Origin of the sequence: Aminobacter carboxidus, assembly GCF_014863355.1 — a bacterium.
GTDB classification, from domain to species: domain Bacteria; phylum Pseudomonadota; class Alphaproteobacteria; order Rhizobiales; family Rhizobiaceae; genus Aminobacter; species Aminobacter carboxidus.
Genome location: NZ_JACZEP010000002.1, coordinates 544,924 through 568,397, shown reverse-complemented (window position 1 = coordinate 568,397; position 23,474 = coordinate 544,924). Strand labels below are relative to the sequence as shown.

Genomic DNA, 23,474 nt, shown 5'->3' with positions numbered 1-23,474 from the left:
TGCACAAACCCACAGGCGCCCGTCAGGCCGCTGTGGGGCCCGGGTCGTCGCCATTGCTTGTGGTGTGACGGATTTTTCTGGGCGCGCCAAGAGGTTGTGGCTCATCGGCGCTGAACACCAGCACCGGAAAGCGGCGTTCCCCGGGGTTGGCGCGAACTTCCGGCGTGGTGACGCCCGGCCGCGCCGACTCCGGCTGGTAGTGGATTTCGTCGACGCGGATGGTCTCGGTCTCGCCGCGACCGCAGTCGACCAAGATCGACTGACCCTTGCGCAGGCCAAGCAGTGCAAGCCCGCGCGGCACGGTGATTGGAATGATCTGGCCGACCATGCCGTCCATCGGCCCATGCGCGACAATGCGGGTATGCGGTGCGCCGCCATCGACACTGAAGGTGACGCGACTGTTCAGCGTCACCACATCGGCATCGGCCTCGTTTGAAAACACCACATGGGCCGAGGCGAGCTTCCGGCGCAACAGCGCCACCAGCGGGCCGCCCGACCAGGCCAGGCGATCGAGCATCGTCTTGACGATGGCAAAATCCTTGGTCGTCAACTGACATTTGGACATAGCTTGTCTCCGCAAGCACCGGGTGTTGCCCGGCATGCAGCGCCGAGCGTCAAAGTGGACGCGCAGGCGGGATTTCAGAATTGGGCTGGTTAGGGCTCGCGCCTCGTCAGTTGGCGTCAGCCCGCGGTGCTTCGACGGCAACGATCTCAAGCTCAAGGCGGCGCCCGTCCCGCGACGTCCATGCGACTGACTGGCCTTCGCGAAGACCGATCAGAGCAGCACCTACCGGCGTCAGGATCGAGACCTTGCCTTCGGCGATGTCGGCCTTCCCGGGATAGACCAGCGTCACTGTCTTGACCTCGCCATCGCCGCCGCGGAACGTCACGGTCGAGCCCATGCGCACGACATTGGCCGGGATTCGGCTGAGCGGCCTGATCTTGGCGCGCTCCATTTCGGCGAGCAGTTCCTCGGCAATTCCGGGCAGCCGATCAAGGCTGGATTCGGCGAGGCCGGTCAGCCTGGCATGGTCGTTTTCGCTCACCACGATCTCATGTTCGCGGCGCTGCTTGATGTTCTGGCGCAATGGATGCCTCATGGATTCTCGTCCGGCCGTCGCGGGAACGCGCACGACCGGTCCGTCCGCGCAAGCGGACGTGCCCAAATGTTCAGACCGTCCCGCTACGCGGCCCGGTTCTCATGATTTATGCGTTGAAGAATGGGCCCCAGGGCTCGGACGTCGCAAAGCGACCGAGCCGGGGCTAGGATCCCGCGATGGGGCAGACCCGGAACAGGGCAAAGCTGCCAATATGAACGTAGGTGCACATGGCCGAAGGGTCGCCGACCCCGCCTTGCTTGTCAAGGGCGACCAGCCAGGCGCTATCCAGCCAAGTGCCTGAACGCTGCCACGACCTCGTCATAGACCTTGCGCTTGAACGGCACGATCAGCTCGGGCAGCTCGAACATCGGCTTCCACGCCCAGCTGTCGAATTCGGCCGAATGGCCGCCGGGAGGCGGGTTGATGGCGATCTCGTTTTCCTCGCCCTCGAAGCGGAAAGCGAACCATTTCTGCGTCTGGCCGCGATACTTGCCCTTGAAGGCGATGCCCAAAAGATGCGGCGGCAGGTCGTAGTTGATCCAGTCGGGCGCTTCGGCAAGCAGGCTGACGCTGCGCATGCCGGTTTCTTCATAAAGCTCGCGCAGGGCCGCGGGATAAGGAGTCTCGCCCTTGTCGATGCCACCCTGCGGCATCTGCCACAGCCGGTCGGTGTCGGACAGTTCGCCGTCCGGTTCGGCGATGCGGTGCCCGGCCCAGACCATGCCCCTGGCGTTCAGCACCATGATGCCGACACAGGGGCGGTAAGGCAGGTCTTCGAGCGCGGTCCTGGTCTTCGACATCAATCCCTATCCTCGTTCGGGGTCGCTCGCGACAGCCGAGATCGGCACGATCTCGATGCCACGCTTGCGCGCCTCGCTTGCCCATGAGGCCACGGCGTCGACCGTGACGTCGAATGCATTGCCGGTGCCAATGGCAAAGCCCTTGGCACGCGCGGTCCGCTCCAGCTCGTCGAGCTTGTCGAGGATCGCGCCACGATCCTGCACGCTGTCGATGATCGCATCGCCGGCGGCAAACGGCACGCCGTTCTTCAGCGCCGTCTCGGGCGCCAGGCTGCGCGCCGAAGAGCCGTCGTCGACATAACCGATGCCGCGCTTGCCAAGTTCGGCCATCATCACGCCCATCGCCTCCGGGCTCGTCGAGAAGCGCGCGCCCATGTAGTTCATGACGGCGGTGTAGTTGGTCGTCCGCGACAGCGTCCAGCGCAGGTTCTTGAGGATCTCCTCGGCACCGGCCTCGACGGTCAGCGTGTTGCGCCCTGGATTGACATTGGGAAAGTCGAACGGCTCGAGCGGCACCTGCATGACGATCTCATGGCCCGCGCGCCGCGCCGCCTGCATCCAGCGGCCCAGGCTGTTGCCTTGCGGTGCGAAGCCGAGCGTGATCTCCGGCGGCAGCTTGCCGATCGCCGTCTGGGTTCCGGTCTGCGACAGTCCGAGCCCGCCGATCACGATCGCCACCCGCGCGCCGCGCGCGCCGGACCAGGCCCTGGCATAGACGTCGAACGGGCGGCGCCCGTCGGCTGCTCGTATCGGCAGCGGCCCGGACGCGCTGGCCTCGATCAGCGCCTTTTCCGGCAAGTGGGCAATGCGCACATTCTGCCCGACAGCCGATGGATCGCGGACCACCACGGCACCACCCTCGCTCTCGGGTGGATTGACGCGAATGATCTGCGGGCCGCCGCTGGTCGGAGTCGAGGCCGGTTTCGGCTTGGCCACGGCTTGGGCAGGCGTGGCAACCACTTCGGGCGTCGCCACGGCAACGACTTCAGGTGTACGAAACGGCTTCTGGCGAAGTGCTATCGAGGCCGAGGCCGCCACCAACGCCACGACGCACAGGCCGGCAAGCAACGGGCCCTTGCGCAGCCAGGCGAAGCGCCTGCCTGCCGGACGGCGCGGCGCCTGTCCGAGCGGACGGTCGATTTCCTTTTCGATCTGCACCAAGCCGCCTTATGGCCGAAGCCAGCCTCCCCGAATCAAACTGCCGGAACCTTGCGGTCCCGGCAGCATGGCATTGTCATGTTGAGCAGGCCAGCGCTTCGCCGGCCACGCCTTACTGCTGGTTCATCACGGCCTTGTCGGGGTTGGGCGGGAAGGCCGGATCGGTCTTCTGTCCGCGCAACAGCTCCAGCGCATAGTTGAGCTGCAGGTCGTCTTTCGGCTCCGGCGGCACATAGGCAGCCGAGCCCGAACCCTTGTCGCTTTCCTCGGCGCCCTTGATGTGGCCCTTGAGCTCGGATTCGCCACGGGTCACGTCGCGACCCTGCAGATCTGCCGGCAGCGGCTGGTCGACCTTGATGTCGGGCGTGATGCCCTTGCCCTGGATCGACTTGCCCGACGGCGTGTAATAGAGCGCCGTCGTCAGCCTGAGCGCGCCGTTCTCGGCCAGCGGGATGATGGTCTGCACCGAACCCTTGCCGAACGACTGCGTGCCCACCACGGTGGCGCGACGCAGGTCCTGCAGCGCGCCGGCGACGATTTCCGACGCACTCGCCGAACCGCCATTGATCAGCACGATCAGCGGCTTGCCGTCGATGTTGTCGCCAGGGCGCGAGTCGAAGCGGGTGATGTCCTTCGGATCGCGGCCACGGGTCGAAACGATCTCGCCACGGTCGAGGAAGGTGTCGGACACACTGACCGCCTGATCGAGCAGGCCGCCCGGGTTGAGGCGGAGGTCGAGCACAAAGCCCTTCAGCTTCTCCGCCGGGATCTGCTTCTTGATCGTCACGATCGCGTTCTGCAGGTCATCGAAGGTCTTTTCGGTGAAGGAGGTGACCTTCAGGTAGCCGACGTCGTTGTCGACGCGGAACTTGACGGCCTTGACCTTGATGACGTCGCGCATGATCGACAGCTCGATCGGCTTGTCGGCCCCTTCGCGCAGGATCGTCAGCTTGATCGGCGTGTTGATCAGGCCGCGCATCTTTTCGACGGCGTCGTTCAGCGTCAGGCCGCGAACCTCTTCGCCGTCGATCTTGGAAATGTAGTCGCCGGCCAGAACGCCGGCCTTGGCGGCCGGCGTGTCGTCGATCGGGGTGATGACCTTGACCAGCTCGTTTTCCATCGTCACCTCGATGCCGAGGCCGCCGAACTCGCCCTTGGTCTGGACGCGCATGTCCTTGGCGGCTTCAGCGTTGAGATATGACGAATGCGGATCGAGCGAAGTCAGCATGCCATTGATGGCGTTTTCGACCAGCGACTTCTCGTCCGGCGGGGTCACATACTGGCCGCGCACGCGTTCGAAGATGTCGCCGAAGATGGCGAGCTGGCGGTAGGTTTCGGAACCCGCCGCATTCGCTGTCGAGCTAGGCGCACCGTATACCAGGCTCATCGCTGAGCCCCCCATCAGCGCCCCGGCAAGCAGAAGCGACAGTTTACGCATCATTTCATGTCCTTCCAGAGGTACGGTCCGCCCACCACGGGGTCGGATCGACGGGTTTTCCATCCTTGCGGAACTCGACGTAGAGCTCCGGCGTCGCATTTGCATTGTCTGAGGCTGAGGTGCTCGCCACCCTCGCCTCTCCCATCGCACCGATCGGCTCGCCTGCTAGTACGGACTGACCCGGCGCGACGCTGATTCTGCTCATCCCCGCCAAGACGACATGATAGCCGTCGCCGGCGTTGAGGATCAAGAGTTGACCATAGGAGCGGAACGGCCCCGCATAAAGAACACTTCCATCCGCCGGAGCGGTGACGATGGCGCCCGATTGTGTCGCAACCATGTCCCCAAGCATGGTTCCGCCGATGCCGTCGTCGGCGCCGAAGCGGCGTTTCACACGCCCGGAGACGGGTAGCGCCACCTGCCCCTGGAGCAGAGAAAATGGAGCGGAAGCAACGAGTTGGTTCGCATCGGGCACCACCGGGACGACGGGTTTGTTTGCTGCCTTGGCAGCCTCCTCCGCTTGCTTCCTTGCCGCCTCGGCGTCGGCCGCCTTCTTCGCCGCCTGCTTGTCGAGCGAGGCGATCAAATCTTTGAGACTTTCCGCACGTGCCGCGAGTTCGGAGGATTTTTTCGTTTCTTCGGCAAGTGCGACCTCGGATTCCGAGCGCAGCCGGCCCTTGGCTTCGAGCAGAAGGTCGAGCCGGGCCTTTTCGCCTGCCTGTGCCGTCATCGCGGTCGTCAGGCGGTCGCGCTCCGCCTCGATCGAGGCGACCACCCGCGACAACTCCTTGAGGTCGGCCATCAGTATTTCCGTTTCCGCGCGCAGCTCGGGCACCACGGCGCCGAGAAGAATGGCGCTGCGGATCGACGACAGCGCATCCTCTGGCTTGACCAGGATTGCCGGCGGCGGATTGAGGCCCATGCGCTGCAGCGCCCCCAGAACCTCGGCAAGCACGCCGCGGCGCATGTTGAGTGATGTGCGGATGCCCGCCTCTTGCTCCTTCAGCCCCTCGAGCTTGCCGGCAATGTCTTCGATATCCTGGGCAAGCTTGCGTTCGGTCTTGGCCGACTGGATCAGCGCCGCGGTAATCGAAGCGTGATCCTTCTTCACCTGGGCGATCTCGGCCGCCAGCTTTTCGCGCCGCTCGGCTGAAACCTCTATCACACGCGACAGATTCTCGAGTTCGGAGCGGGTTCGGTCCGGATCCGGCAGGGGTGGTCCCACCTGGGCGAGAGCAGCCCCGCAGGCGAGCCCAATCCAGCCAGCCGCGACGATGCCGCGGCATGGTTGAAGCCACGCCTTCATTGGGGAGTTCCGCGCCATCAGATGATCCGGTTGTATGCTTGCGACTCTAGCGGCGGCATCGTTAACGAACCATCAACCATGTTTGGCCGACAAGGCCGCTCGGCAGCCTTGACCAGCCATTTTGTCGAATTCCGGGCATTCAGGCGCGATGATAGGGATGCCCTGAAAGAATGGTCGCGGCACGATAGAGCTGCTCACCGAGCATGATGCGGACCATCTGGTGCGGCCAGGTGGCGGCGCCGAACGAGAGCAATAGCTGTGCTTCGTTGCGCAACGCCTCGTCGTGGCCGTCAGGCCCGCCAATGGCGATCATCAGGCCGCGCTGGCCGCCGTCGCGCAGCGAAGCAATCTTGTCGGCGAATTGTTGTGAGGAGAAGTTCTTGCCGCGCTCGTCGAGCAGGATCAGCGCCGTTCCCGACGCCATCTGGGCGCGCAACCTGTCGGCTTCCTCGCGCCGCCGCTCGTCGACATTCTGCGCGCGGCTTTCGGCGATCTCGGTGACCCCTGAAAAGTCGAGGCCAAGCGGACCGCCGCTTTTCGAGAAACGGTCGAGATAGCGGTCGGCGAGTTCCTTCTCGGGGCCGGCTTTCATCCGGCCCACGGCATGTACCCAGACCTTCATCCCTGGCGCTTAGCGGCTCAATGAACCGTTTCTTCCTCGAAATCCGGTGCCTGCCACATCTTTTCGATGTTGTAGAACTCGCGGATTTCGGGGCGGAAGACATGGACGATGATATCGCCTGAATCGATGAGGACCCAGTCGGCGCCCGACAGCCCCTCGACGCGTGCAGTGCCGAGACCGGCATCCTTCAGCGCAGTGAGAAGATGATCGGCTACCGCAGCGACATGACGGTGCGATCGACCCGAGGCGATGACCATATAGTCGCCGAGGCTCGATTTCCCCTGGATGTCGATGGAGACGATGTTTTCGGCCTTGGAGTCTTCCAGACTGTCAAGGACTGTCTTGAGGGCGCGGGTGACAGCGTCGAATTCGCCTATCCCGGCCGGCGAAGGCATGATGTCTGCCTTCTTCCGAAGTGCTGTTCTCAGTGTCTTTCCTTTCCGACAGGAACAACCAAATCACCCTGAACTCGGGCGACACCATTTAGATAGGCAGAGTTGGGCTACAGTTTCAAGACAGCGACGACAAGTTGATCGTCCGGCAGCGCCCGCCGCCTTGGTTCCTAGGGCTCGGTCGATGGCGGCACCTGCGCCGACATGGGCGAGAAACTGCCCGCTTCGCCCTCCGGAACCGCCTGGTTGATGCGCAGGCGCCAGAGCACGAAAGCGGTGAACAACGCGGCGATGGCTGTGGCGACATACATGAACGCCTGGGTGCCGTAGAACGCGGTGAGCAAGGTGCCGAGGCCGGGCACGATGAAGCCCGAGAGTGACCAGGCAAACAGCATGCTGCTCGACAGCGCAACGAGATCATCCTTGCGGGCGCGGTCGCTCGCATGCGCGCTCGACAGCGAATAGATCGATTCGCTCGCCCCGCTCCACACGACATAGATCGCAACCATCAGCGCCAAGGCGCTGCCGTCGAAACGGTTTGCCGCAAGCCCGGCGACCACCACCAAAAGCCCTGCAGCGACGAGCACATAGCGCCGGTCGGTACGATCGGAGATCCAGCCCAATGGAATCTGGAACAGAAGCGTTCCGAGCGGCATGGCAAACAGCAGTGTCGCCACCTCCCGTTGGCTGAAGCCGCTTGCCGTGGCATGGATCGGCGCAAAGCCGGCGATCATCATCGACAGCCCGCCGACGGCAAGCATGCCGGCAACGCCGACCGGAGAAATCCGCCACGCCCTCGCCAGCGCCACCGAGGCGGCCAGCGGCGGCGGTGGCTGGCGCAGGCGGGTCAGCCCGACGGGCAGGATGGAAATGGCGGCGAAGGCGACACAAAGCAGCGGCGCCTGCGGCGTTGCGATGTCGACGAAGCGCAGCAGAAACGAGCCAACACCAAGGCCGACGACATAGGCGACGTAGAAGATCGCCATGACCCGGCCGCGTATGTCGTTGCCGACGGCATCGTTGAGCCAGCTCTGCGCCACGATGAACAGCCCGCAGATGGCAAAGCCGTAGAGCACCCGCGCAGCGATCCAGGCGAGCGGAAACAGTCCCGCCGCCACGGCGACGTTGGAAAGCACGATCAGCGCGGAAAACACCATATAGGCCCTGGCATGGCCGACGCGGCGCACCAGCATGCCGGTGAGCAGGCACCCGGCCAGGCCGCCCGCCGACAGTCCGGTCAGGATCGAGCCGGCCCAGGTCGGGGCATATCCGGCAGCACCCAGGCTGACCGGAATGTAGCCGAACATCAGGCCATTGCCGACGGCGAGCAGCGCCATCGCCGCGATCACGCCGGCAACCGCGATCGCCGGTGTCCGTTCGCCCTCCTCGGCCGTACTCGTGTCGTCCCGCATATCCATGCAGCAACCTCGCCCGTCCACGGCGCTGGCGCAGCCGCAATTGCGACATCGAGCATGCTGGCGAGGTCAAAAAAGGCGGGCAGGACGTCGTATTGACATCGACATCGCTGCAAAAAAGGCGCTGTGCAGCAAGCGCGATCAAATGGACCGTCCCGGCAACAGGCATATCGGGGCGTCCTCATGCGGAAACACCTATGACCCCCGTTCAAAAAGCCATCTGGTACATCGAAAGCCACTATTCCAGGGACATCGGGCTCGACGAGGTCGCCGCCGCCGGCGGCGTCTCGCGCTTCCACATGTCCCGCGCCTTCGCTGCCGCCACCGGCCATTCGGTCACGGGTTATCTCAGAGCCCGCCGCCTGACAGATGCGGCGCATGCGCTGGCCAAGGGCGCGCCCGACATTCTGGCGGTCGCGCTGGACGCCGGCTACGGTTCGCATGAGGCGTTCACCCGGGCCTTCCGCGACCGCTTCGGGCAGACGCCCGAGGAGGTACGCGCGAACGGCTCCGTTTCCCAGCCCCAATGCCTGGAGCATCTCAAGATGGACGAAACCTTTGTCGAAAACCTTGCTCCGTCGCGCTTTGTCGACGGCGGCCCCTTGCTCATCGCCGGCTTCGGCCAGCGCTACACCAGCGAGACGAGCCTGGCGATCCCGTCGCTGTGGCAGCGCTTCGGCCCGCATTTCGGCAGTGTGCCCGGCCAGAAGAACTATGTTGGCTACGGCGTCTGCCACAACTTTGACGACGACAGCTTCGAGTACATCGCCGGCGTCGAGGTCAAGGATTTCTCGGACCTGACGTCGGAGTACAGCCGGTTGCGCATCGCCCCGCAGCGCTATGCGGTATTTGCCACCACCGACCATATCTCGATGATCCGCCGTATCACCCACACGGTGTGGAGCAAGTGGTTGCCGACATCGGGACATGAAGCCGCCGACGGCCCGAATTTCGAGCTCTATCCCGAGAGTTTCGACCCGGCGACGGGCAATGGCGGCTACGAGCTCTGGATCCCGATCAAGAATTAGCGCAATTCCAGGAAAAGTGCGCAGCGGCTTTCCCTCCGGAACTGGCCAGACAAAGAGCTGGAGTGTCTTCGCTTTTCGAAGACAATGCGGAACCGCTTTAGGACTTGTCCTTGGCTGTCCCGTTCCTCAGCGCCGTCGACGACAGCAGGGAACGGGGCCCGTGGATGAAGGTCCAGGCAGGGGCCTTCATCCGCGCCAGCAGCGGGGCGTCGCCCTCGTCGACGCGCGCATAGTCGAAGGTCTTGGCGACCACCGACGAGAGAAACGACAGCGTCGCCCCAGGCCGGTCGATGACGGCGATCGGGAAGGTCATGACGATCTGGCGCCAGCGCTGCCAACGATGAAAGTCGCGCAGATTGTCGGCGCCCATGATCCAGACGAAATCGACGCCGGGATTGCGCGCCTTGATCAGCGCCAGCGTGTCGGCAGTGTAGCGAACACGGTGCGCGGCCTCGAAGGCAGTGACCTTGATGCGCGGGTTTTCCGCAATCTGTTCCGACAGTTCGATGCGCCTGGCGAGCGGTGCCAACTCGCGCGTGCTCTTCAACGGATTTCCGGGCGTGACCATCCACCACAACTGGTCGAGTTGCAGGCGACGCATGGCGATCTCGGTGACAAGACCATGACCGGCATGCGGCGGATTGAACGATCCACCGAACAGCCCGACCTGCATGCCCTTCATCGCATGGGGCATGCGCAGGTACTTTTGGGGAACTGGCGGCTCCGACGGCAACAGCAACTTTAGGCCCCCTGAGCCGTCACACCAGCCCGATGCTTTCCGTCACGGCCGAAGCTGGCCGTTACCGCGCACGCGGTACTTGAATGAGGTCAGTTGCTCGACGCCGACCGGTCCGCGCGCATGCATCTTGCCGGTGGCGATGCCGATCTCGGCACCCATGCCGAACTCGCCACCATCGGCGAACTGCGTCGAGGCATTGTGCAGCAGGATTGCCGAGTCGATCTCGTTGAAGAAACGTTCGACGGCCTTCGCATCTTCTGCGACAATCGCCTCGGTATGGTGCGAGGAGAACGTCTCGATATGCTCGATGGCGCCGGCGATCCCGTCGACCAGCTTCACCGAAATGATGGCGTCGAGATATTCGGTCACCCAGTCGGCATCGGTCGCAGGCTTGGCATCGGCAAAGGCCGCAAGGACGTCTTCGTCGGCATGGATTTCGCAGCCGGCCTTGCGCAGCGCTTCCAGCACCGGCACCAGATGGGTAGAGGCCACAGCACGGTCGACAAGCAGGGTCTCGGCGGCACCGCAGATACCAGTGCGACGCATCTTGGCGTTGACGGTTATGCCCACCGCCATGTCGAGCTCGGCCGACTTGTCGATGTAGAGATGGCAGATGCCCTCGAGATGGGCGAAAACGGGCACGCGCGCCTCGGTCTGGACGCGCTCGACGAGGCTCTTGCCGCCGCGTGGGATGATGACGTCGAGATTGCCCGACAGGCCCTTGAGCATTTCGCCCACCGCTGCACGATCAGCCACCGGCACCAGCTGGATCGCGTCTTCGGGCAGGTTGGCCGACTTCAGCCCCTCGACCAGGCAGGCATGGATCGCCAGCGACGAATTGAGCGAGTCCGAGCCACCGCGCAGGATCACCGGGTTGCCCGCCTTGAGACACAACGCACCGGCATCGGCGGTCACATTGGGACGGCTTTCATAGATCACGCCGATGACACCGAGCGGCGTGCGCACGCGCTCGATATGCAGTCCGTTTGGCCGATCCCACGCGGCGATCACCTCGCCGACCGGATCCCTGAGATCGGCAATCGCCCTGATACCGTCAGCCATGTCGCGGATGCGGCCTGATGTCAGTTTGAGGCGATCCATGAAAGAGCCGCTAAGGCCAGCCTCCTCGCCGTTCTTCACGTCGATGGCGTTGGCGTCGAGAATCTCGTGCTCGCGGTGCAGGATGGCTTCGGCCATGCCGATGAGAGCAGCATGCTTGCGTTCGGCGGAGGCGATGGCAAGTGGGCGGGCGGCGGCACGAGCCTTGCGGCCGATATCAGCCATCAGCCGCGCCGTATCCTCATGGGACTTCTCATGCGCTTTCAGCATGTCCTACCCTTCCGCTTGCACCGCAACCTTGTCCGTATGGCTGACCACGAGGTCGTCGCGATGGATCATCGCCGAGCGTGCCTCGTAGCCGAGAACGGTCTCAATCTCCGCCGTCTTCAGTCCAGCGATCCTTACGGCATCCGCAGCGTCATAGGCAACCAACCCGCGCGCGATCTCGCGCCCCTCGGGCGACAGGATCGCCACCGTGTCGCCACGCGAGAAATTGCCGCTGACCAGCTTCACGCCGGCAGGCAGCAGCGACTTGCCCGACAGCAGCGCACCCACCGCACCCGCATCGACCGTCAGTCGGCCCGCCGGTTCGAGTTGTCCGGCGATCCAGCTCTTGTAACCCTTCACCGGATTGCCGCTCGGGCGGAAATAGGTGGCGCGCTCGCCGCGCTCGATCGCCATCAGCGGCGACAGGCGTGTGCCGGCAGTGATGATCATCGCGGTGCCGGCGGCAGTCGCGATCTTGCCGGCATCGAGCTTGGTGCGCATGCCGCCGCGCGACAGCTCGGACGCCGCCGCACCTGCCATCGCCTCGATGTCGGGTGTGATGCGATCAACCACGGGGATGAACTTCGCATCGGGGTCGCGCGCCGGAGGGGCGGTGTAGAGCCCGTCGATGTCGGACAACAACACCAGAAGGTCCGAGCCCATCATCGTTGCGACGCGTGCCGCGAGGCGATCATTGTCGCCATAGCGGATTTCGCTCGTCGCCACGGTGTCGTTTTCGTTGATGACGGGTACCGCGTTCAACTTGAGCAGGGTCGAGATGGTGGCGCGCGCATTGAGATAGCGGCGGCGCTCCTCGGTGTCGCCGAGCGTGACCAGAATCTGGCCCGACTTCAGCCCCTTGCGGGCGAGCTCTTCCGCCCAGGCACCCGACAAGGCGATCTGGCCGACGGCCGCTGCCGCCTGGCTTTCCTCGAGCTTTAATGCGCGCTTGCCGAGGCCAAGGATGGTGCGGCCGAGCGCGATCGCGCCTGACGACACCACCAAAACGTCGGCGCCGGCCTCTGCCAACGTCGCGATGTCGTCGGCCATCGAAGCGAGCCATTCCCGCTTCAGGCCGGTTGTTCGATCGACCAGCAAGGCTGAACCGATCTTGACGGTGATCCGCTTGTAGGTCTTCAGCGAAGGGATCGTCATCGGGGTCGGCCTACTTGGTCCAGCGCGCGTCGGAGGGTGCCACCTCGCCGCTGGCCTGCCGCGCTTCCTCAACAACGCTCATCAGCGAACGCAACGTCTCTTCGACGCCTTCGCGGGTAACCGCCGAAAGCAGGATCGGCGCACGTCCCGCCGCCCGCTTCAGCGACGCCACCTTCTTCTTGCGTTCATCAGGGTCGAGCGTGTCGACCTGAGACAGCGCCACGATCTCGATCTTGTCGGTCAGCCCATGGCCATAGGCTTCGAGCTCGCCGCGCACGACCTTGTAGGCCTTGCCCGGGTTTTCTTCCTGCGCCGAAACGAGATGCAGCAAGACGCGGGTACGCTCGACATGGCCGAGGAAGCGGTCACCGATGCCAACACCTTCATGTGCACCTTCGATGAGGCCAGGGATGTCGGCGATGACGAATTCGCGGGCGTCGATACGGGCAACGCCAAGGCCCGGATGCAGCGTGGTGAAGGGATAGTCGGCGATCTTGGGCTTGGCCGCCGTGACCGAGGCAAGGAAGGTCGACTTGCCGGCATTGGGCAGGCCCACCAGGCCAGCGTCGGCGATCAGCTTGAGCCTGAGCCAGACCCACATCTCCTGGCCGTCCAGGCCGGGATTGGCGCGGCGCGGCGCCTGGTTCGTCGAGGTCTTGAAATGCTGGTTGCCGAAGCCGCCATTGCCGCCCTTGGCGAGCAGGTAGCGCTGGCCGACCTGCGTCAGGTCGCAAATCAGCGTCTCGTTGTCTTCTTCGTAGACCTGGGTACCGACAGGCACTTTCAGGATGATGTCGGAGCCCTTGGCGCCGGTCATGTTGCGCCCCATGCCATGCACGCCGGTCTGCGCCTTGAAATGCTGCTGGTAGCGATAGTCGATCAGCGTATTCAACCCGTCGACGACCTCGAGCCAGACGTCGCCGCCACGGCCGCCGTCGCCGCCGTCGGGTCCACCGAACTCGATGAATTTTTCGCGCCTGAACGACACCGCGCCGGCACCGCCATTGCCGGAGCGGATGTAAACCTTGGCTTGATCGAGAAATTTCATCGGACTGTTCGTTTCTTGTTGCTATTTGGTTGTTTCAGCGAACCTGCCATAACGCAAGGCGTGGCTAAGGGCGAGAGCGGATTGGAAGCCGCCTGATATGACGGGGAGATTTCGACAGTGAAGCTGGTCACCTACAACACCCAGTATGGCATCGGCCGTGACGGCCGCTACGACCTCGGGCGCATCGCCGCCAGCGTCGCGGGCGCCGACATCATCGCCCTGCAGGAGGTGACCCGCAATTTCATGCGCAACAACGGCGCCGACATGGTCGCAGGCCTTGCCGAATTGCTGCCCGACTACTTTCACATCTATGGCGTTGCCATGGACATCGATTTCGGCCTGCTCGAGAACGGCAAGCCGGCCAACAAGCGGCTGCAGTTCGGCAACATGGTCATGTCGCGCTGGCCGATCGTTGCGTCGCGTTGCCTGCTTTTGCCGCGCAGCCTTCGCCTCAATCGCGGCAACCTGCAACGCGCCGCACTCGAAGCGCTCGTCATGGCGCCATCGGGTCCGCTGCGCGTCTATTCGGTACATCTCGACCACGTCAATCTCGAAGAGCGGATGGCGCAGATCCGTCACCTCAAGCAACGGGTCTACGCCTATCCGATGGAAGGCGGCGCCATTTCAGGCGCTGCCGAATACGGATTCCCCGAGCTCCCCTGCCCCGAAGAATTCGTGCTTTTGGGCGACTTCAACATGGTATCAGGCTCGCCCGAACATCTGGCGATGACCGGCGCGCCCGACGCTGTCGAAGGTGCCCAGATCGTCGCCCATCACCCCGTCGATGCCTACGCGCTGGCAGGTGGCGTTCCCAATGGATCGGTCTCCTGGACCGACACGACCCATCCGGAAAAGACCCGCCTCATCGACTACGTCTTCGTCCAGGCCAACCTTTCCGCCAAGGTCAGATCCGTACGCATCGACGCCGATGCGGCAGGCTCCGACCACCAGCCGGTGTGGGTCGAGCTGGCCTGAGCCGTCAGCTCAGAACCGCGCCCACGACCTGAGGCTAGCCCAGGTCTTGCGATCGAGGCGATAGCGCTCGACCGGCACCTGGCCGGCAACGATCGAGTTCAACATGCCCTGGCCGGCATATTGGAAGCCGCACTTGTGGATCACCCGACGCGACGCCGGGTTGATGACCCGGCACGAGACGTTGAGCACGGCAACATCGGTCGCCCGGAAGGCAAGATCGACAAGCGCATGCGCCGCTTCGGTGGCATAGCCCGACTTCCAGTAGGGTTCGCCGATCCAGTAACCGAGTTCGAGGCCGCGATCGGTGACGTTGAGCCCTGCTGAACCGACGAAAGCGCCGGTGTCGGCGATGGTGATGGCATAGACTGCACCACCGCTTCGCGTTCGCGCCATCGACAGGAAAGCTCGCGCTTCGGCCTCACCGTAAGGGTGCGGCATCCGCGACAGCATCTCGGCGATGTGGCGGTTGTCGGCCAGCTGCACCAGCTCGGGGATGTCGTCTTCGTGCGGCGGGCGCAGGACCAGCCGTTCGGTCAGCAATATCGGGCAGTCGATCGACAATCTTTCGTCTTCGACGTCGTCCTTTTCGGCAACCATGTCAAAATCCTCCAGGAAAAAATGAAAAAGGGGAGATGGAAACCCATCTCCCCTGATCCTTTTCCTGGCTTGGCCAGACACCGGTTCCCGAGATGGGGCGCCGGTGTTGTAGTGCGGAACCGGCTACTCCGCGGCCTTGAGAATCGGATTAACCGATACGTAGGTTCGGCCATTGGCTTTTTTATTGAAGGTCACCGCGCCTGCTTCGAGCGCAAAAAGCGTATGATCCTTGCCCATGCCGACGTTGACGCCGGGATGCCAGGTGGTGCCGCGTTGACGAACGATAATGTTGCCCGGAATCACGGATTCGCTACCGAACTTCTTGACGCCAAGGCGCTTCGACTCTGAATCGCGACCGTTGCGCGACGAACCGCCAGCTTTTTTATGTGCCATGGATGTTCTCCTTCAGCGCTCTGATTACTCTGATTCCGCGACGGCTGCAGCCTTTTTCGGCGCTGCCTTCTTCGCGGGCTTTTCTGCAGCAACGTCAGCTGCGGCTTCGGCCTTCACTGCCGCCTTCTTCGAAGGCTTCGCACCGCCGGTCAGGATCTCGGAGATCCGGACAGTGGTGTGGTGCTGGCGGTGACCGCGGGCGCGACGCGAGTTCTGGCGACGACGCTTCTTGAAGGCGATCACGGTCTTATTGCGGCCGTGCTCGACCACTTCCGCCGTCACCACTGCGCCAGCAACGAAGGGCGCGCCGATCTCGGCGTTTTCGCCTTCGCCAACGGCGAGCACTTCAACGAATTCCACGGTGTCGCCGGCGGCGCCGACGAGCTTCTCAACCTTGATTACATCATTGGCGGCAACGCGATACTGCTTACCGCCCGTTTTGATGACTGCGAACATATTATGCCTTTCGCTGTTCGGTCGGCCTTTTTGAACCACCTGAGCGGTTCGGCCGTCTTTTTGTCAGTCGTTACGGGTTCATGACAAATGGCGCAGAGAACCCTCCACCCCAATTGCAGGGCGTCCCGTAACCGAAGGTTGCCATGAAGTCAAGGCGAACACCTTGGCTTTGCTGCCGTATTGCGGCCAGCCAGGCGCTTCAAGCCTCGCGAAGACCGAAGCTGGATACAGGCTTCAGCGAAGACGGACAACCGCCGAGGCAATCCGGCACCAGACGAAACGCCGGCGAACAAGCCGCCCGGAACGGATTTTGGCCCAACTGACGCAGCGTCGCGCTGGGTAAATCCACCCGACGCAAAAGATACATGATTGCGGTCACATTTGGTCTTGTGCGACAGACCATGAGCCGTTATCTAGTGCGCCGCGCCGGTAACGGCCGATCACGACCGCGGAGAGGTGGCAGAGTGGTCGAATGCACCGCACTCGAAATGCGGCATGGGTGCAAGCCCATCGGGGGTTCGAATCCCTCCCTCTCCGCCATCGCCCTCCACAGCCCGATTCATTTTGGCCCGGCATCGCCGGCTGGCGCAGCGCAATGACGGCTGCTTCCGACCTCGCCTGAGCGGTTCATGGCAGGAGCCTACGGCTCTGAAAGCAACCTTGAAGGTGGCGACGATCATCAGTTAGTTCTGTCGCAGCAATTCGGTCATATCTGTCGTTTTGATCGAGACTTTATTTGCGACGAAGTCTGTCGACGAATAGGTCTGATTGTTGGCCCCACAACCCGGGAGTCGATCTTGCGCTTCAGAATTTCGACAATTCTTGCTGCTCTGGTATTCGCTTCTGGGATTGGCGTGACGGGATATGCTGTCGCGAACCCTAGTGTTGCAGTTTATGCCGCCTCAAGCAACGCTCTGGTTGAAACGCGCAAAGAGCCTTCCCGTATGCCGTCAGAGAACCCAGCAAGAACAAAAAACAAATATTTTCATTTAATAAAATTGCAATCTTATCGTCGGGATAAGTGTCGACATTGAAGCGAACCGGAACCCGTCATGACGATCAGATTGAAGCTCATTGCCAGTATCGCCCTCCTGGCGGTTTTGTTGCTGATCTCAGGCGGAACAGCCTTTTTGGCGCTGCAATCCATGTCGGAGCGGACCCGTACCATTGTCGTCGACCGCGTCGAGCCGATGACCCACCTGAAGACCGTCGCGGACATGTACGCCGTCAACATTGTCGACACGGCACACAAGGTCAGGGGCGGCGCGCTCGATTGGGCGGAGGGCGAGAAGGCGTTGCGCGTCGCCATCGAAGCCATCGACCGTTCCTGGACGGCCTATGCGTCCACGACCATGACACCGGATGAAAAGGCGTTGGCCGAAAGTTTCGCCGGACTTCGCGAGAGCTCGAAAAGTGAGATCGACACTCTGATCGACATCATCGCGCGAAAGGACCAGGCATCGCTCGATCGCTTTGTCGTCGATCGGCTCTATCCGACGATCGATCCGCTTGCCACGCCCATCAGCGACCTGGTTACCCTCCAGCTGCGTGTGGCCCAGGAGGAATTTGGCGCCGCAAACGATCTGAAGTCAGCCATCGTCCTGTGGATGAGCGCGCTTGCCGTCGTCTCGCTCGTCATCGTCGGCGTCTCCGTCTGGCTGGTGATCGGCGGCGTGACGGTCCCGCTCAAGCGCATGCAAGAAGCAATGCACCGCCTGGCGTCCGGCGACACAACGACTGCGGTTCCCTATTCCGGGCACAGCGACGAGATCGGCGAGATGGCTGGAGCCGTCGAGGTATTCCGGCAGGCAGCGATTGCCAACCGGCGGATGGAAGAGGAGGCACAGGCCACGCGGGCCCGGGCCGAGAGCGATCGCATCCGCATGACCGAAGAGGCGGAAGCCGCTGCCCAGGCACGGTTGCAGCAGGCGACCTCCGGGCTAGCTGCCGGTCTCCGCCGGCTCGCCTCCGGCGACCTGTCGTTCCAGCTGGAGCAATCCTTCGCGCCGGATTTCGAGCCACTGCGCCATGATCTCAACACCGCGATCAGCCAGCTCGGCGGCACGCTGTCAGCCGTCACTTTGTCGGCCGGATCGATCAACAACGGAACCCGTGAGATCAGCGTCAGCGCCGACGACCTGTCGCGCCGCACCGAGCAGCAGGCGGCCTCGCTCGAAGAGACGGCTGCCGCGCTCGACGAGATCACCGCCAATGTCTTCAACTCCTCCAAGCGCGCCGACGAGGCGCGGGCGGTGGCGATGCAGGCCAATGCCAGTGCTGCGCAGTCGGGCAAGGTGGTGGCAAATGCGGTCGAAGCCATGGGCCGGATCGAGGAAGCCTCCGGCCAGATCTCCAACATCATCGGCGTCATCGACGAGATCGCCTTCCAGACCAATCTTTTGGCATTGAACGCCGGCGTCGAGGCGGCGCGGGCAGGCGAGGCTGGCAAGGGCTTTGCCGTCGTCGCCCATGAGGTACGCGAACTGGCGCAGCGCTCGGCCAAGGCAGCCAAGGAAATCAAGGATCTGATCCGTCATTCGAGTGTCGAGGTCGAGGCCGGCGTCAAGCTGGTACGGCAAACCGGCGAGGCACTGACGACCATCGAGACCTATGTCGTGACCATCAACAGACACATGGACGCGATCGCCACCTCCGCGCGCGAGCAGTCGACCGGCCTTGCCGAGGTCAACACTGCCGTCAACCAGATAGACCAGGTAACCCAGCAGAACGCCGCCATGGTTGAGGAGACCAACGCCGCCAGCGCGACGCTCGCCAACGAAGCCGCCCGCCTGCGCCAGCTGATCACGCAGTTCGCGCTCGCGGAGGCTGCCACCGCTTCGGCATTGCCGGGCCAGCGTCGCGCTGCCTGACAGCAGCAAGCCGCATCGTGAGACAGAGCCTCCGATAAACGTCGAGGTGGCCGATAGGCCACCTCCTCCAGCGTCGCTGCCTCCCTAGCTTAGTCAGGCCGCATCGGCGACCTTGCCGCCAGCGAACGCCTTGCGGTCCTTCTTGACTATCTGCAGCAAGGACGACCGCATTTGCATGCCTGCCTTAGCGGCGGGCCTCGATAGATACAGGCACCGTTCGCACCTGCTGATCAGGTCCCTTGCGCGTCAGCTAGCACTCTTGCGCGCGTGATCGACATAGATCTCGCGCAGCCGTGTGACGACCGGCCCCGGCTTGCCGCCGCCAACCGGCTTGCCGTCGATGCTGGTCACCGGCATGACGAAGGTCGAGGCGCTGGTGATGAAGGCTTCGGCGGCGGCCAATGCTTCCTCGACGGTAAAGCGGCGTTGCTCGAGTATCAGGCCACTTTCTCCTGCCAACTGGACAAGCGCCTGCCGCGTGCAGCCGGGCAGCGTGCGCTGGCTGTTGGCGGGCGAAACGATCTTGCCGTCATGGGTGATGATGTAGGCGGTCGACGACGCACCTTCGGTGACATGGCCATCCTCGGTCATCCACGCCTCGTCGCAGCCTTCCGCCTTGGCGTCACGCTTGGCTAGCACCTGCGGCAGCAGCGACACGCTCTTGATGTCGCGCCTGGCCCAGCGCAGATCTGCCAGCGTCTTGACGGCAATGCCGGTCTTTGCTGCGGCAACGTCGACAAGCACCTTCGGCTGCGTGAGCAGCAGCAGCGTCGGCTCCAGTTCCTCGCCAAACAGGAAATTGCGCTCCTCGGCACCGCGTGTCAGCTGCAGATAGACCAGCCCCTCCTGCAAGCCATTGCGCTCGATCAGGCCGTGTTCGATCTCCTCGATCGCCTTGGTGGTGATGGGCAGGCGCAAGCCGAGCTCACGGGCCGAGCGCTCCAGCCGCGCCATATGCAAGGCGCTGTCGACCAGCTTGCCATCGACAACAGCCGTTACCTCATAGATGCCGTCGGCGAACAGGAAGCCGCGATCGAAGATCGACAGTTTTGCCTCGTCTGCCGGCAGATAGTTGCCATTCAGCCAGACGATACGGTTTTGGCCACCGGTCATAGGTACCCTCCAATGCAAGTGAGATGTCAGCGCGCCTTGTACAGGGCCAACGCTTCCATGGAAATTGCCTCGACACGAGACGGCTTGTCGCTACCCGCATCATAGCCCTCGACCGTGTGCGCCATGCACAGCGAGTTGAGGATCGCTTCTTCCGTGGCTTCGATCACCGCCTCAAACAGCGGCGACACCAGTTCGTTCGGCAATGTCGGCGTCATCACGATGCCGGCGCGCCGTTCAGGCGTGCGCCTGACGCTTTCATGGGTCGAGAACGCCAGGGCATAGTCGCCCGAGCCGTTGCTCAGGGCCGCGCCAGTCTTGGCAAGACCACCAAAGCTCCGCTGACCCAGGCGCTTCAGATTGCGCTCGCACAAGGGTGCGTCCGTCGCAACGACGATGACGATGGAGCCGTCCTTGTCTTCACAGGTCGGGCTGGCATTCCAGGGCACGCCATCGACAAGGAGGCGCCCGCCGTAGTTCGACTGCACCAGAACCCCGACCGTGAAGACCTCGCCGCTCTTGAAAGCTACGCGCCTCGAACTTGTGCCGATACCGCCCTTCAATCCGAAGGCGACAGTTCCAGTGCCTGCACCGACAGCACCTTCGGCCACAGCGCCTCCGCTTGCGGCATCGATCGCGGCCCTGATCTCCGAAATATCGGGACGGCCGGCACGGATGTCGTTGAGGCGGGAATCGTTGGTCTCGCCAACCACGGCATTGATCGACACCACACGGCTGTTGCCGGGCTGCGCCAGCATATGGGCGTGGATCGCCTCGATGGCCCGGCCGGTCGCCAGCGTGTTGGTGAGCACGATTGGCGTTTCGAACTCACCCAGCTCTTCAATCTGGGTCGAGCCGGCGAACTTGCCGTAGCCGTTGAACACGGCGATTGCCGCCGGCACCTTGTCACGAAAGATGTTGCCGCCATGCGCCAGGATGGCGGTCGCGCCGGTTCGGATGGTGGCACCTTCGGAAACGGTTGCGTGCCCGACCAGAACGCCGGCGACGTCGGTAATTGCATTGAGCGGGCCAGGGGCGAAGACGCCGGGCGCAATGCCGAGGTCACGCAGCCGCCGGCGCGGTACGGCTTCGGAACTGTCTGTCGAATTGAGCTTCATCCGACAATTCATAAGGCGCTTTGCCATCAAGGGACATGGCAAAGCTCGATACCAGGGCGGCGCCGTCTTCTATGCCACGAACGGCTTTCAGGCGGTCCGATCTCTCGGCGTCATCGATGGTTCCGAAGGGCTTCTGCGCACGCTTCGAGATAGGCATAGCCATATCTCAGGTCAGGTTCGAGATAAGCGCCCTCGCCCCATTCGTTCCACGCATTGATGAAGACAAGGCGCTCGTTCGCCGGGTTGGCCCGCGCGCGCTTCATGGCGTGGCCGAGCCATTCTTCGAAAAGAGCCGGCGTCGAGCCGTGGTAGATCTGGGACGACGTCGGACGGCGGGCACTGTTGTCCCATGACGGCATCACGCCGGGGTGAATGACGCCGCGGCCCGTGCGTTTGGCCGCTTCGGCCGCGACAACATCCGGGTAACGCCGGATTCTCCCATCCTTCTTGATCGGCGCGACGGCCATGTCGCTTTCCACATTTGGCGTACGGATGCCATGCGGTGGAAACTCCGACAGGGCGTCGAAACCGGCATCTTCATGACCAACAAAGTCGAACGCGTTCGTCGCGATCAGATAGATCCCGGGATAACCCAGTGTGACCATCTCGGCGCGCCAGCGCGCAATGGTCGCCTTCAGGTCTGGAAAGAGGCTTGCACGATAGATGGTGAAGACGGGCTTGCCGTCGATCTTGAGATAGCGGGGATCACGGAAGTATTTGTCGAGGCCGCGAATGACCGCGACGTCGTCCTCGGCTGAATGCCGCTGCGCCAGCAACACGTCCTGCTCGCGGCCGGACCAGCGTCGCGACCAGGTTTCGTTGGCCCAGCACAGGCAGAACGGCAGATCGAGATCGGCGGTCGCCAGGTAATGGTCCAGTGGGCCTTCCAGAAGGCGCCTGCCGCTGAACCAGTAGAAATGGAAGCAGAAGGCCGAGATCCCGTAGAGCTTGGCGAGTTCGACCTGCCGGCGCATGATCTCGGGCAAACGCAGGTCGTAGTAGCCGAGTTCGCCCGGCAGCCGTGGCTGATAATGGCCGTCGAAGACAGGAAAAGCGCGCGCTACGTTGCGCCATTCGGTGAAGCCCTTGCCCCACCACGCGTCGTTTTCAGCCGTCGGATGGAACTGTGGCAGATAGTACGCCAACAGACGGACGTGGGTCTTGGGTGGCGCTTCGCTGGCAATCGGCTTGTAGTCCTCAGCCGGATAATGGCCGAGAAGATTGCCGACATGGGCATCGTAGAGCCGGTCCGCCTGCTGTGCCTCCGCCAGCCAGCGGGACGGCTGCGCGATCCGCCGCAACATTCCCCAGACTCTGCGCAAGAAGGAAGATCTTTCACGCAACGGGGCGCCTGTCAGCGCGTTCACTGGCGCTTGCCGAAACTATTAATCGGGCCGCCATTCAGCCCGTTTGCAAATCCCAGAAGCTTGGAGCGGCGCGCGCTGGAGAACAGCACATGTGGCCACAGCAGCTTCAGCCATGTGCGAAAGCGCTCTGCCGGCACGTCCAGCGGCATTTGATGCTTGTTCATGACATAAACCAGCGAGCGACCCATCGCTTCGCCCTTGATGCGCCCGGACTCAATCGATCGACCGCTGGAGCGTCCCTCGGCATGATCGACAGCCGCATTCGCTGCAAGGCGAAGCTCGACGCCAGCTTGCATCAGCCGGATGCTCAGATCGTCATCCTCATGAAACAGGAAGATCTTCTGGTCGAACCCGCCAACCTTCTCGAAATGCGCGCGCCTGATGAAGATGCAGGCGCCGTGCAGTACCGGGATCGCGCAATCATGTTCGGGCGGCGCTCCGTACCAAAAGTCGGACGCCGGCAATAGCCGCGACCACCGCCTGAAACGCCGGCGCGAGCCCGAATAGAACAGCGGATTGAAGGCCGCCTCGGGATGGGCGGCGGCGGCAGCGACGAGCGCCTCTAAAGTACCAGCCTCGAAGCGGAGATCGGGATTGGCAAACAGCAGGAATGGCGCATTGCCGGAAGCCGCACCGACGTTGCAGGCACTGCCATAACCGACATTTTCTTCAATCTCGATGACCTTCGCCCCGGCACTTTTGGCAAGCGTCGCGGAGTCGTCGACGCTAGCATTGTCGACGACGACAATGTCTGCACAACGCGGAACAGTCGCCAAAAACACAGGCAAGACCGAGCCGCTGTTGTGGGTAACGACGATCAAATCCACTTCCGGTGTCATAAAGTCGTCCGCATCAACTTGACTTAACGTAAATGTCCGACTCCTGCCTAAAGCAATGAGCTTTGCCTCGTTTCACATCTATGCAGTGAAAAGGCTATCGGGACAACACATCTACAATCACGGCTTCTTTCCGCTGTTGCAATCGAGTGATCAACCCAGGCGGGAAATCTTCGAATGGCAGGCAACTGGCCTTCGCAGCGACAAGCGCGGCGGAGCACAGGT

At 63.0% G+C, this 23,474-nt stretch carries 24 protein-coding genes and 1 tRNA gene; 5 read left to right on the top strand and 20 right to left on the bottom strand.

The features are described from left to right. Positions 1–22 precede the first annotated feature (22 nt). The 9 genes from IHE39_RS10410 to IHE39_RS10370 all read right to left on the bottom strand — a co-directional run bounded on the left by IHE39_RS10410 (position 23) and on the right by IHE39_RS10370 (position 8,234). On the bottom strand, positions 23–565 hold the full coding sequence (locus tag IHE39_RS10410; protein WP_184768020.1) for a GreA/GreB family elongation factor: 543 nt from the start codon (positions 563–565) through the stop codon (positions 23–25). A 106-nt stretch (positions 566–671) separates the two neighbouring features. Then, positions 672–1,100, bottom strand: a complete 429-nt coding sequence (gene rnk / locus IHE39_RS10405) for a nucleoside diphosphate kinase regulator (protein ID WP_184768021.1) — start codon at positions 1,098–1,100, stop codon at positions 672–674. Positions 1,101–1,381: 281 nt separating this feature from the next. Further along, positions 1,382–1,900, bottom strand: coding sequence for an RNA pyrophosphohydrolase (locus IHE39_RS10400; RefSeq protein ID WP_192566404.1), 519 nt, complete (start codon positions 1,898–1,900; stop codon positions 1,382–1,384). Positions 1,901–1,906: 6 nt separating this feature from the next. Further along, positions 1,907–3,061 (bottom strand): divergent polysaccharide deacetylase family protein, encoded by a 1,155-nt coding sequence (locus IHE39_RS10395; protein WP_192566403.1) that lies wholly within the window; start codon positions 3,059–3,061, stop codon positions 1,907–1,909. 109 nt (positions 3,062–3,170) lie between these two features. Continuing rightward, on the bottom strand, positions 3,171–4,499 hold the full coding sequence (locus IHE39_RS10390) for a S41 family peptidase (protein WP_184768024.1): 1,329 nt from the start codon (positions 4,497–4,499) through the stop codon (positions 3,171–3,173). Between the two features lies 1 nt (position 4,500). Continuing rightward, on the bottom strand, positions 4,501–5,802 hold the full coding sequence (locus IHE39_RS10385) for a murein hydrolase activator EnvC family protein (RefSeq protein WP_246485442.1): 1,302 nt from the start codon (positions 5,800–5,802) through the stop codon (positions 4,501–4,503). 139 nt (positions 5,803–5,941) lie between these two features. After that, the gene (gene rlmH / locus IHE39_RS10380) at positions 5,942–6,424 is read right to left on the bottom strand and encodes a 23S rRNA (pseudouridine(1915)-N(3))-methyltransferase RlmH (protein WP_192566401.1); all 483 of its coding nucleotides are present in this window, start codon (positions 6,422–6,424) and stop codon (positions 5,942–5,944) included. A gap of 17 nt (positions 6,425–6,441) precedes the next feature. Beyond that, a complete protein-coding gene (gene rsfS, locus IHE39_RS10375; protein ID WP_184768027.1) occupies positions 6,442–6,819 on the bottom strand; it encodes a ribosome silencing factor in 378 nt (125 codons plus the stop codon). A 167-nt stretch (positions 6,820–6,986) separates the two neighbouring features. Beyond that, on the bottom strand, positions 6,987–8,234 hold the full coding sequence (locus IHE39_RS10370; protein WP_192566400.1) for an MFS transporter: 1,248 nt from the start codon (positions 8,232–8,234) through the stop codon (positions 6,987–6,989). A gap of 194 nt (positions 8,235–8,428) precedes the next feature. Here IHE39_RS10370 and IHE39_RS10365 point away from each other — a divergent pair, with 194 nt between their 5' ends. Continuing rightward, the gene (locus IHE39_RS10365) at positions 8,429–9,259 is read left to right on the top strand and encodes an AraC family transcriptional regulator (RefSeq protein ID WP_192566399.1); all 831 of its coding nucleotides are present in this window, start codon (positions 8,429–8,431) and stop codon (positions 9,257–9,259) included. A 97-nt stretch (positions 9,260–9,356) separates the two neighbouring features. Here IHE39_RS10365 and IHE39_RS10360 read toward each other — a convergent pair whose 3' ends face one another. The 4 genes from IHE39_RS10360 to obgE form a co-directional block, all read right to left on the bottom strand. Continuing rightward, positions 9,357–9,953 (bottom strand): nicotinate-nucleotide adenylyltransferase, encoded by a 597-nt coding sequence (locus IHE39_RS10360; RefSeq protein WP_115730357.1) that lies wholly within the window; start codon positions 9,951–9,953, stop codon positions 9,357–9,359. A gap of 87 nt (positions 9,954–10,040) precedes the next feature. Continuing rightward, complete coding sequence (locus IHE39_RS10355; RefSeq protein WP_192566398.1) at positions 10,041–11,327, bottom strand: glutamate-5-semialdehyde dehydrogenase; 1,287 nt, start codon at positions 11,325–11,327, stop codon at positions 10,041–10,043. Between the two features lie 3 nt (positions 11,328–11,330). Continuing rightward, the gene (proB, locus tag IHE39_RS10350) at positions 11,331–12,473 is read right to left on the bottom strand and encodes a glutamate 5-kinase (RefSeq protein ID WP_184768582.1); all 1,143 of its coding nucleotides are present in this window, start codon (positions 12,471–12,473) and stop codon (positions 11,331–11,333) included. A gap of 16 nt (positions 12,474–12,489) precedes the next feature. After that, on the bottom strand, positions 12,490–13,527 hold the full coding sequence (gene obgE, locus IHE39_RS10345; RefSeq protein WP_184768031.1) for a GTPase ObgE: 1,038 nt from the start codon (positions 13,525–13,527) through the stop codon (positions 12,490–12,492). Between the two features lie 117 nt (positions 13,528–13,644). On the opposite strand from obgE, the gene IHE39_RS10340 reads away from it, so the two are divergent. Further along, positions 13,645–14,502, top strand: a complete 858-nt coding sequence (locus IHE39_RS10340) for an endonuclease/exonuclease/phosphatase family protein (RefSeq protein WP_192566397.1) — start codon at positions 13,645–13,647, stop codon at positions 14,500–14,502. 9 nt (positions 14,503–14,511) lie between these two features. Here IHE39_RS10340 and IHE39_RS10335 read toward each other — a convergent pair whose 3' ends face one another. The 3 genes from IHE39_RS10335 to rplU form a co-directional block, all read right to left on the bottom strand. After that, entirely contained in the window at positions 14,512–15,099 is a 588-nt protein-coding gene (locus IHE39_RS10335; protein WP_184768033.1) for a GNAT family N-acetyltransferase, read from the bottom strand. Between the two features lie 123 nt (positions 15,100–15,222). Beyond that, a complete protein-coding gene (gene rpmA / locus IHE39_RS10330) occupies positions 15,223–15,492 on the bottom strand; it encodes a 50S ribosomal protein L27 (protein ID WP_055974797.1) in 270 nt (89 codons plus the stop codon). A gap of 24 nt (positions 15,493–15,516) precedes the next feature. After that, complete coding sequence (rplU, locus tag IHE39_RS10325) at positions 15,517–15,948, bottom strand: 50S ribosomal protein L21 (protein ID WP_115730352.1); 432 nt, start codon at positions 15,946–15,948, stop codon at positions 15,517–15,519. A gap of 450 nt (positions 15,949–16,398) precedes the next feature. On the opposite strand from rplU, the gene IHE39_RS10320 reads away from it, so the two are divergent. The 3 genes from IHE39_RS10320 to IHE39_RS10310 all read left to right on the top strand — a co-directional run bounded on the left by IHE39_RS10320 (position 16,399) and on the right by IHE39_RS10310 (position 18,818). Then, positions 16,399–16,488, top strand: a tRNA-Ser gene (locus IHE39_RS10320). Between the two features lie 89 nt (positions 16,489–16,577). Then, a complete protein-coding gene (locus IHE39_RS10315) occupies positions 16,578–16,982 on the top strand; it encodes a hypothetical protein (protein ID WP_192566396.1) in 405 nt (134 codons plus the stop codon). An 18-nt stretch (positions 16,983–17,000) separates the two neighbouring features. Then, positions 17,001–18,818 (top strand): methyl-accepting chemotaxis protein, encoded by a 1,818-nt coding sequence (locus IHE39_RS10310; protein ID WP_192566395.1) that lies wholly within the window; start codon positions 17,001–17,003, stop codon positions 18,816–18,818. A gap of 246 nt (positions 18,819–19,064) precedes the next feature. Here the strand turns inward: IHE39_RS10310 and IHE39_RS10305 are convergent, their stop codons facing one another. From IHE39_RS10305 to IHE39_RS10290, 4 genes are all read right to left on the bottom strand, one after another. Further along, a complete protein-coding gene (locus IHE39_RS10305; protein WP_184768035.1) occupies positions 19,065–19,931 on the bottom strand; it encodes a D-amino-acid transaminase in 867 nt (288 codons plus the stop codon). Positions 19,932–19,957: 26 nt separating this feature from the next. Further along, a complete protein-coding gene (locus tag IHE39_RS10300; RefSeq protein ID WP_192566394.1) occupies positions 19,958–21,046 on the bottom strand; it encodes a DmpA family aminopeptidase in 1,089 nt (362 codons plus the stop codon). 110 nt (positions 21,047–21,156) lie between these two features. After that, entirely contained in the window at positions 21,157–22,350 is a 1,194-nt protein-coding gene (locus IHE39_RS10295; protein ID WP_192566393.1) for a glycosyltransferase WbsX family protein, read from the bottom strand. Positions 22,351–22,409: 59 nt separating this feature from the next. Next, positions 22,410–23,252 (bottom strand): glycosyltransferase family 2 protein, encoded by an 843-nt coding sequence (locus tag IHE39_RS10290; RefSeq protein WP_192566392.1) that lies wholly within the window; start codon positions 23,250–23,252, stop codon positions 22,410–22,412. Between the last annotated feature and the right edge of the window lie 222 nt (positions 23,253–23,474).

Coding starts and splice junctions, on each gene's coding strand:
- IHE39_RS10355 (WP_192566398.1), bottom strand. CDS start 11,327: ATGCTGAAAGCGCATGAGAAGTCCCATGAGGATACGGCGCGGCTGATG.
- IHE39_RS10385 (WP_246485442.1), bottom strand. CDS start 5,802: ATGAAGGCGTGGCTTCAACCATGCCGCGGCATCGTCGCGGCTGGCTGG.
- IHE39_RS10365 (WP_192566399.1), top strand. CDS start 8,429: ATGACCCCCGTTCAAAAAGCCATCTGGTACATCGAAAGCCACTATTCC.
- IHE39_RS10300 (WP_192566394.1), bottom strand. CDS start 21,046: ATGAAGCTCAATTCGACAGACAGTTCCGAAGCCGTACCGCGCCGGCGG.
- rlmH (WP_192566401.1), bottom strand. CDS start 6,424: ATGAAGGTCTGGGTACATGCCGTGGGCCGGATGAAAGCCGGCCCCGAG.
- IHE39_RS10360 (WP_115730357.1), bottom strand. CDS start 9,953: ATGCCCCATGCGATGAAGGGCATGCAGGTCGGGCTGTTCGGTGGATCG.
- IHE39_RS10335 (WP_184768033.1), bottom strand. CDS start 15,099: ATGGTTGCCGAAAAGGACGACGTCGAAGACGAAAGATTGTCGATCGAC.
- IHE39_RS10315 (WP_192566396.1), top strand. CDS start 16,578: ATGGCAGGAGCCTACGGCTCTGAAAGCAACCTTGAAGGTGGCGACGAT.
- IHE39_RS10295 (WP_192566393.1), bottom strand. CDS start 22,350: ATGTTGCGGCGGATCGCGCAGCCGTCCCGCTGGCTGGCGGAGGCACAG.
- IHE39_RS10310 (WP_192566395.1), top strand. CDS start 17,001: ATGACGATCAGATTGAAGCTCATTGCCAGTATCGCCCTCCTGGCGGTT.
- rnk (WP_184768021.1), bottom strand. CDS start 1,100: ATGAGGCATCCATTGCGCCAGAACATCAAGCAGCGCCGCGAACATGAG.
- IHE39_RS10390 (WP_184768024.1), bottom strand. CDS start 4,499: ATGATGCGTAAACTGTCGCTTCTGCTTGCCGGGGCGCTGATGGGGGGC.
- IHE39_RS10400 (WP_192566404.1), bottom strand. CDS start 1,900: ATGTCGAAGACCAGGACCGCGCTCGAAGACCTGCCTTACCGCCCCTGT.
- rpmA (WP_055974797.1), bottom strand. CDS start 15,492: ATGGCACATAAAAAAGCTGGCGGTTCGTCGCGCAACGGTCGCGATTCA.
- IHE39_RS10370 (WP_192566400.1), bottom strand. CDS start 8,234: ATGGATATGCGGGACGACACGAGTACGGCCGAGGAGGGCGAACGGACA.
- IHE39_RS10290 (WP_192566392.1), bottom strand. CDS start 23,252: ATGACACCGGAAGTGGATTTGATCGTCGTTACCCACAACAGCGGCTCG.
- obgE (WP_184768031.1), bottom strand. CDS start 13,527: ATGAAATTTCTCGATCAAGCCAAGGTTTACATCCGCTCCGGCAATGGC.
- IHE39_RS10410 (WP_184768020.1), bottom strand. CDS start 565: ATGTCCAAATGTCAGTTGACGACCAAGGATTTTGCCATCGTCAAGACG.
- rsfS (WP_184768027.1), bottom strand. CDS start 6,819: ATGCCTTCGCCGGCCGGGATAGGCGAATTCGACGCTGTCACCCGCGCC.
- IHE39_RS10305 (WP_184768035.1), bottom strand. CDS start 19,931: ATGACCGGTGGCCAAAACCGTATCGTCTGGCTGAATGGCAACTATCTG.
- rplU (WP_115730352.1), bottom strand. CDS start 15,948: ATGTTCGCAGTCATCAAAACGGGCGGTAAGCAGTATCGCGTTGCCGCC.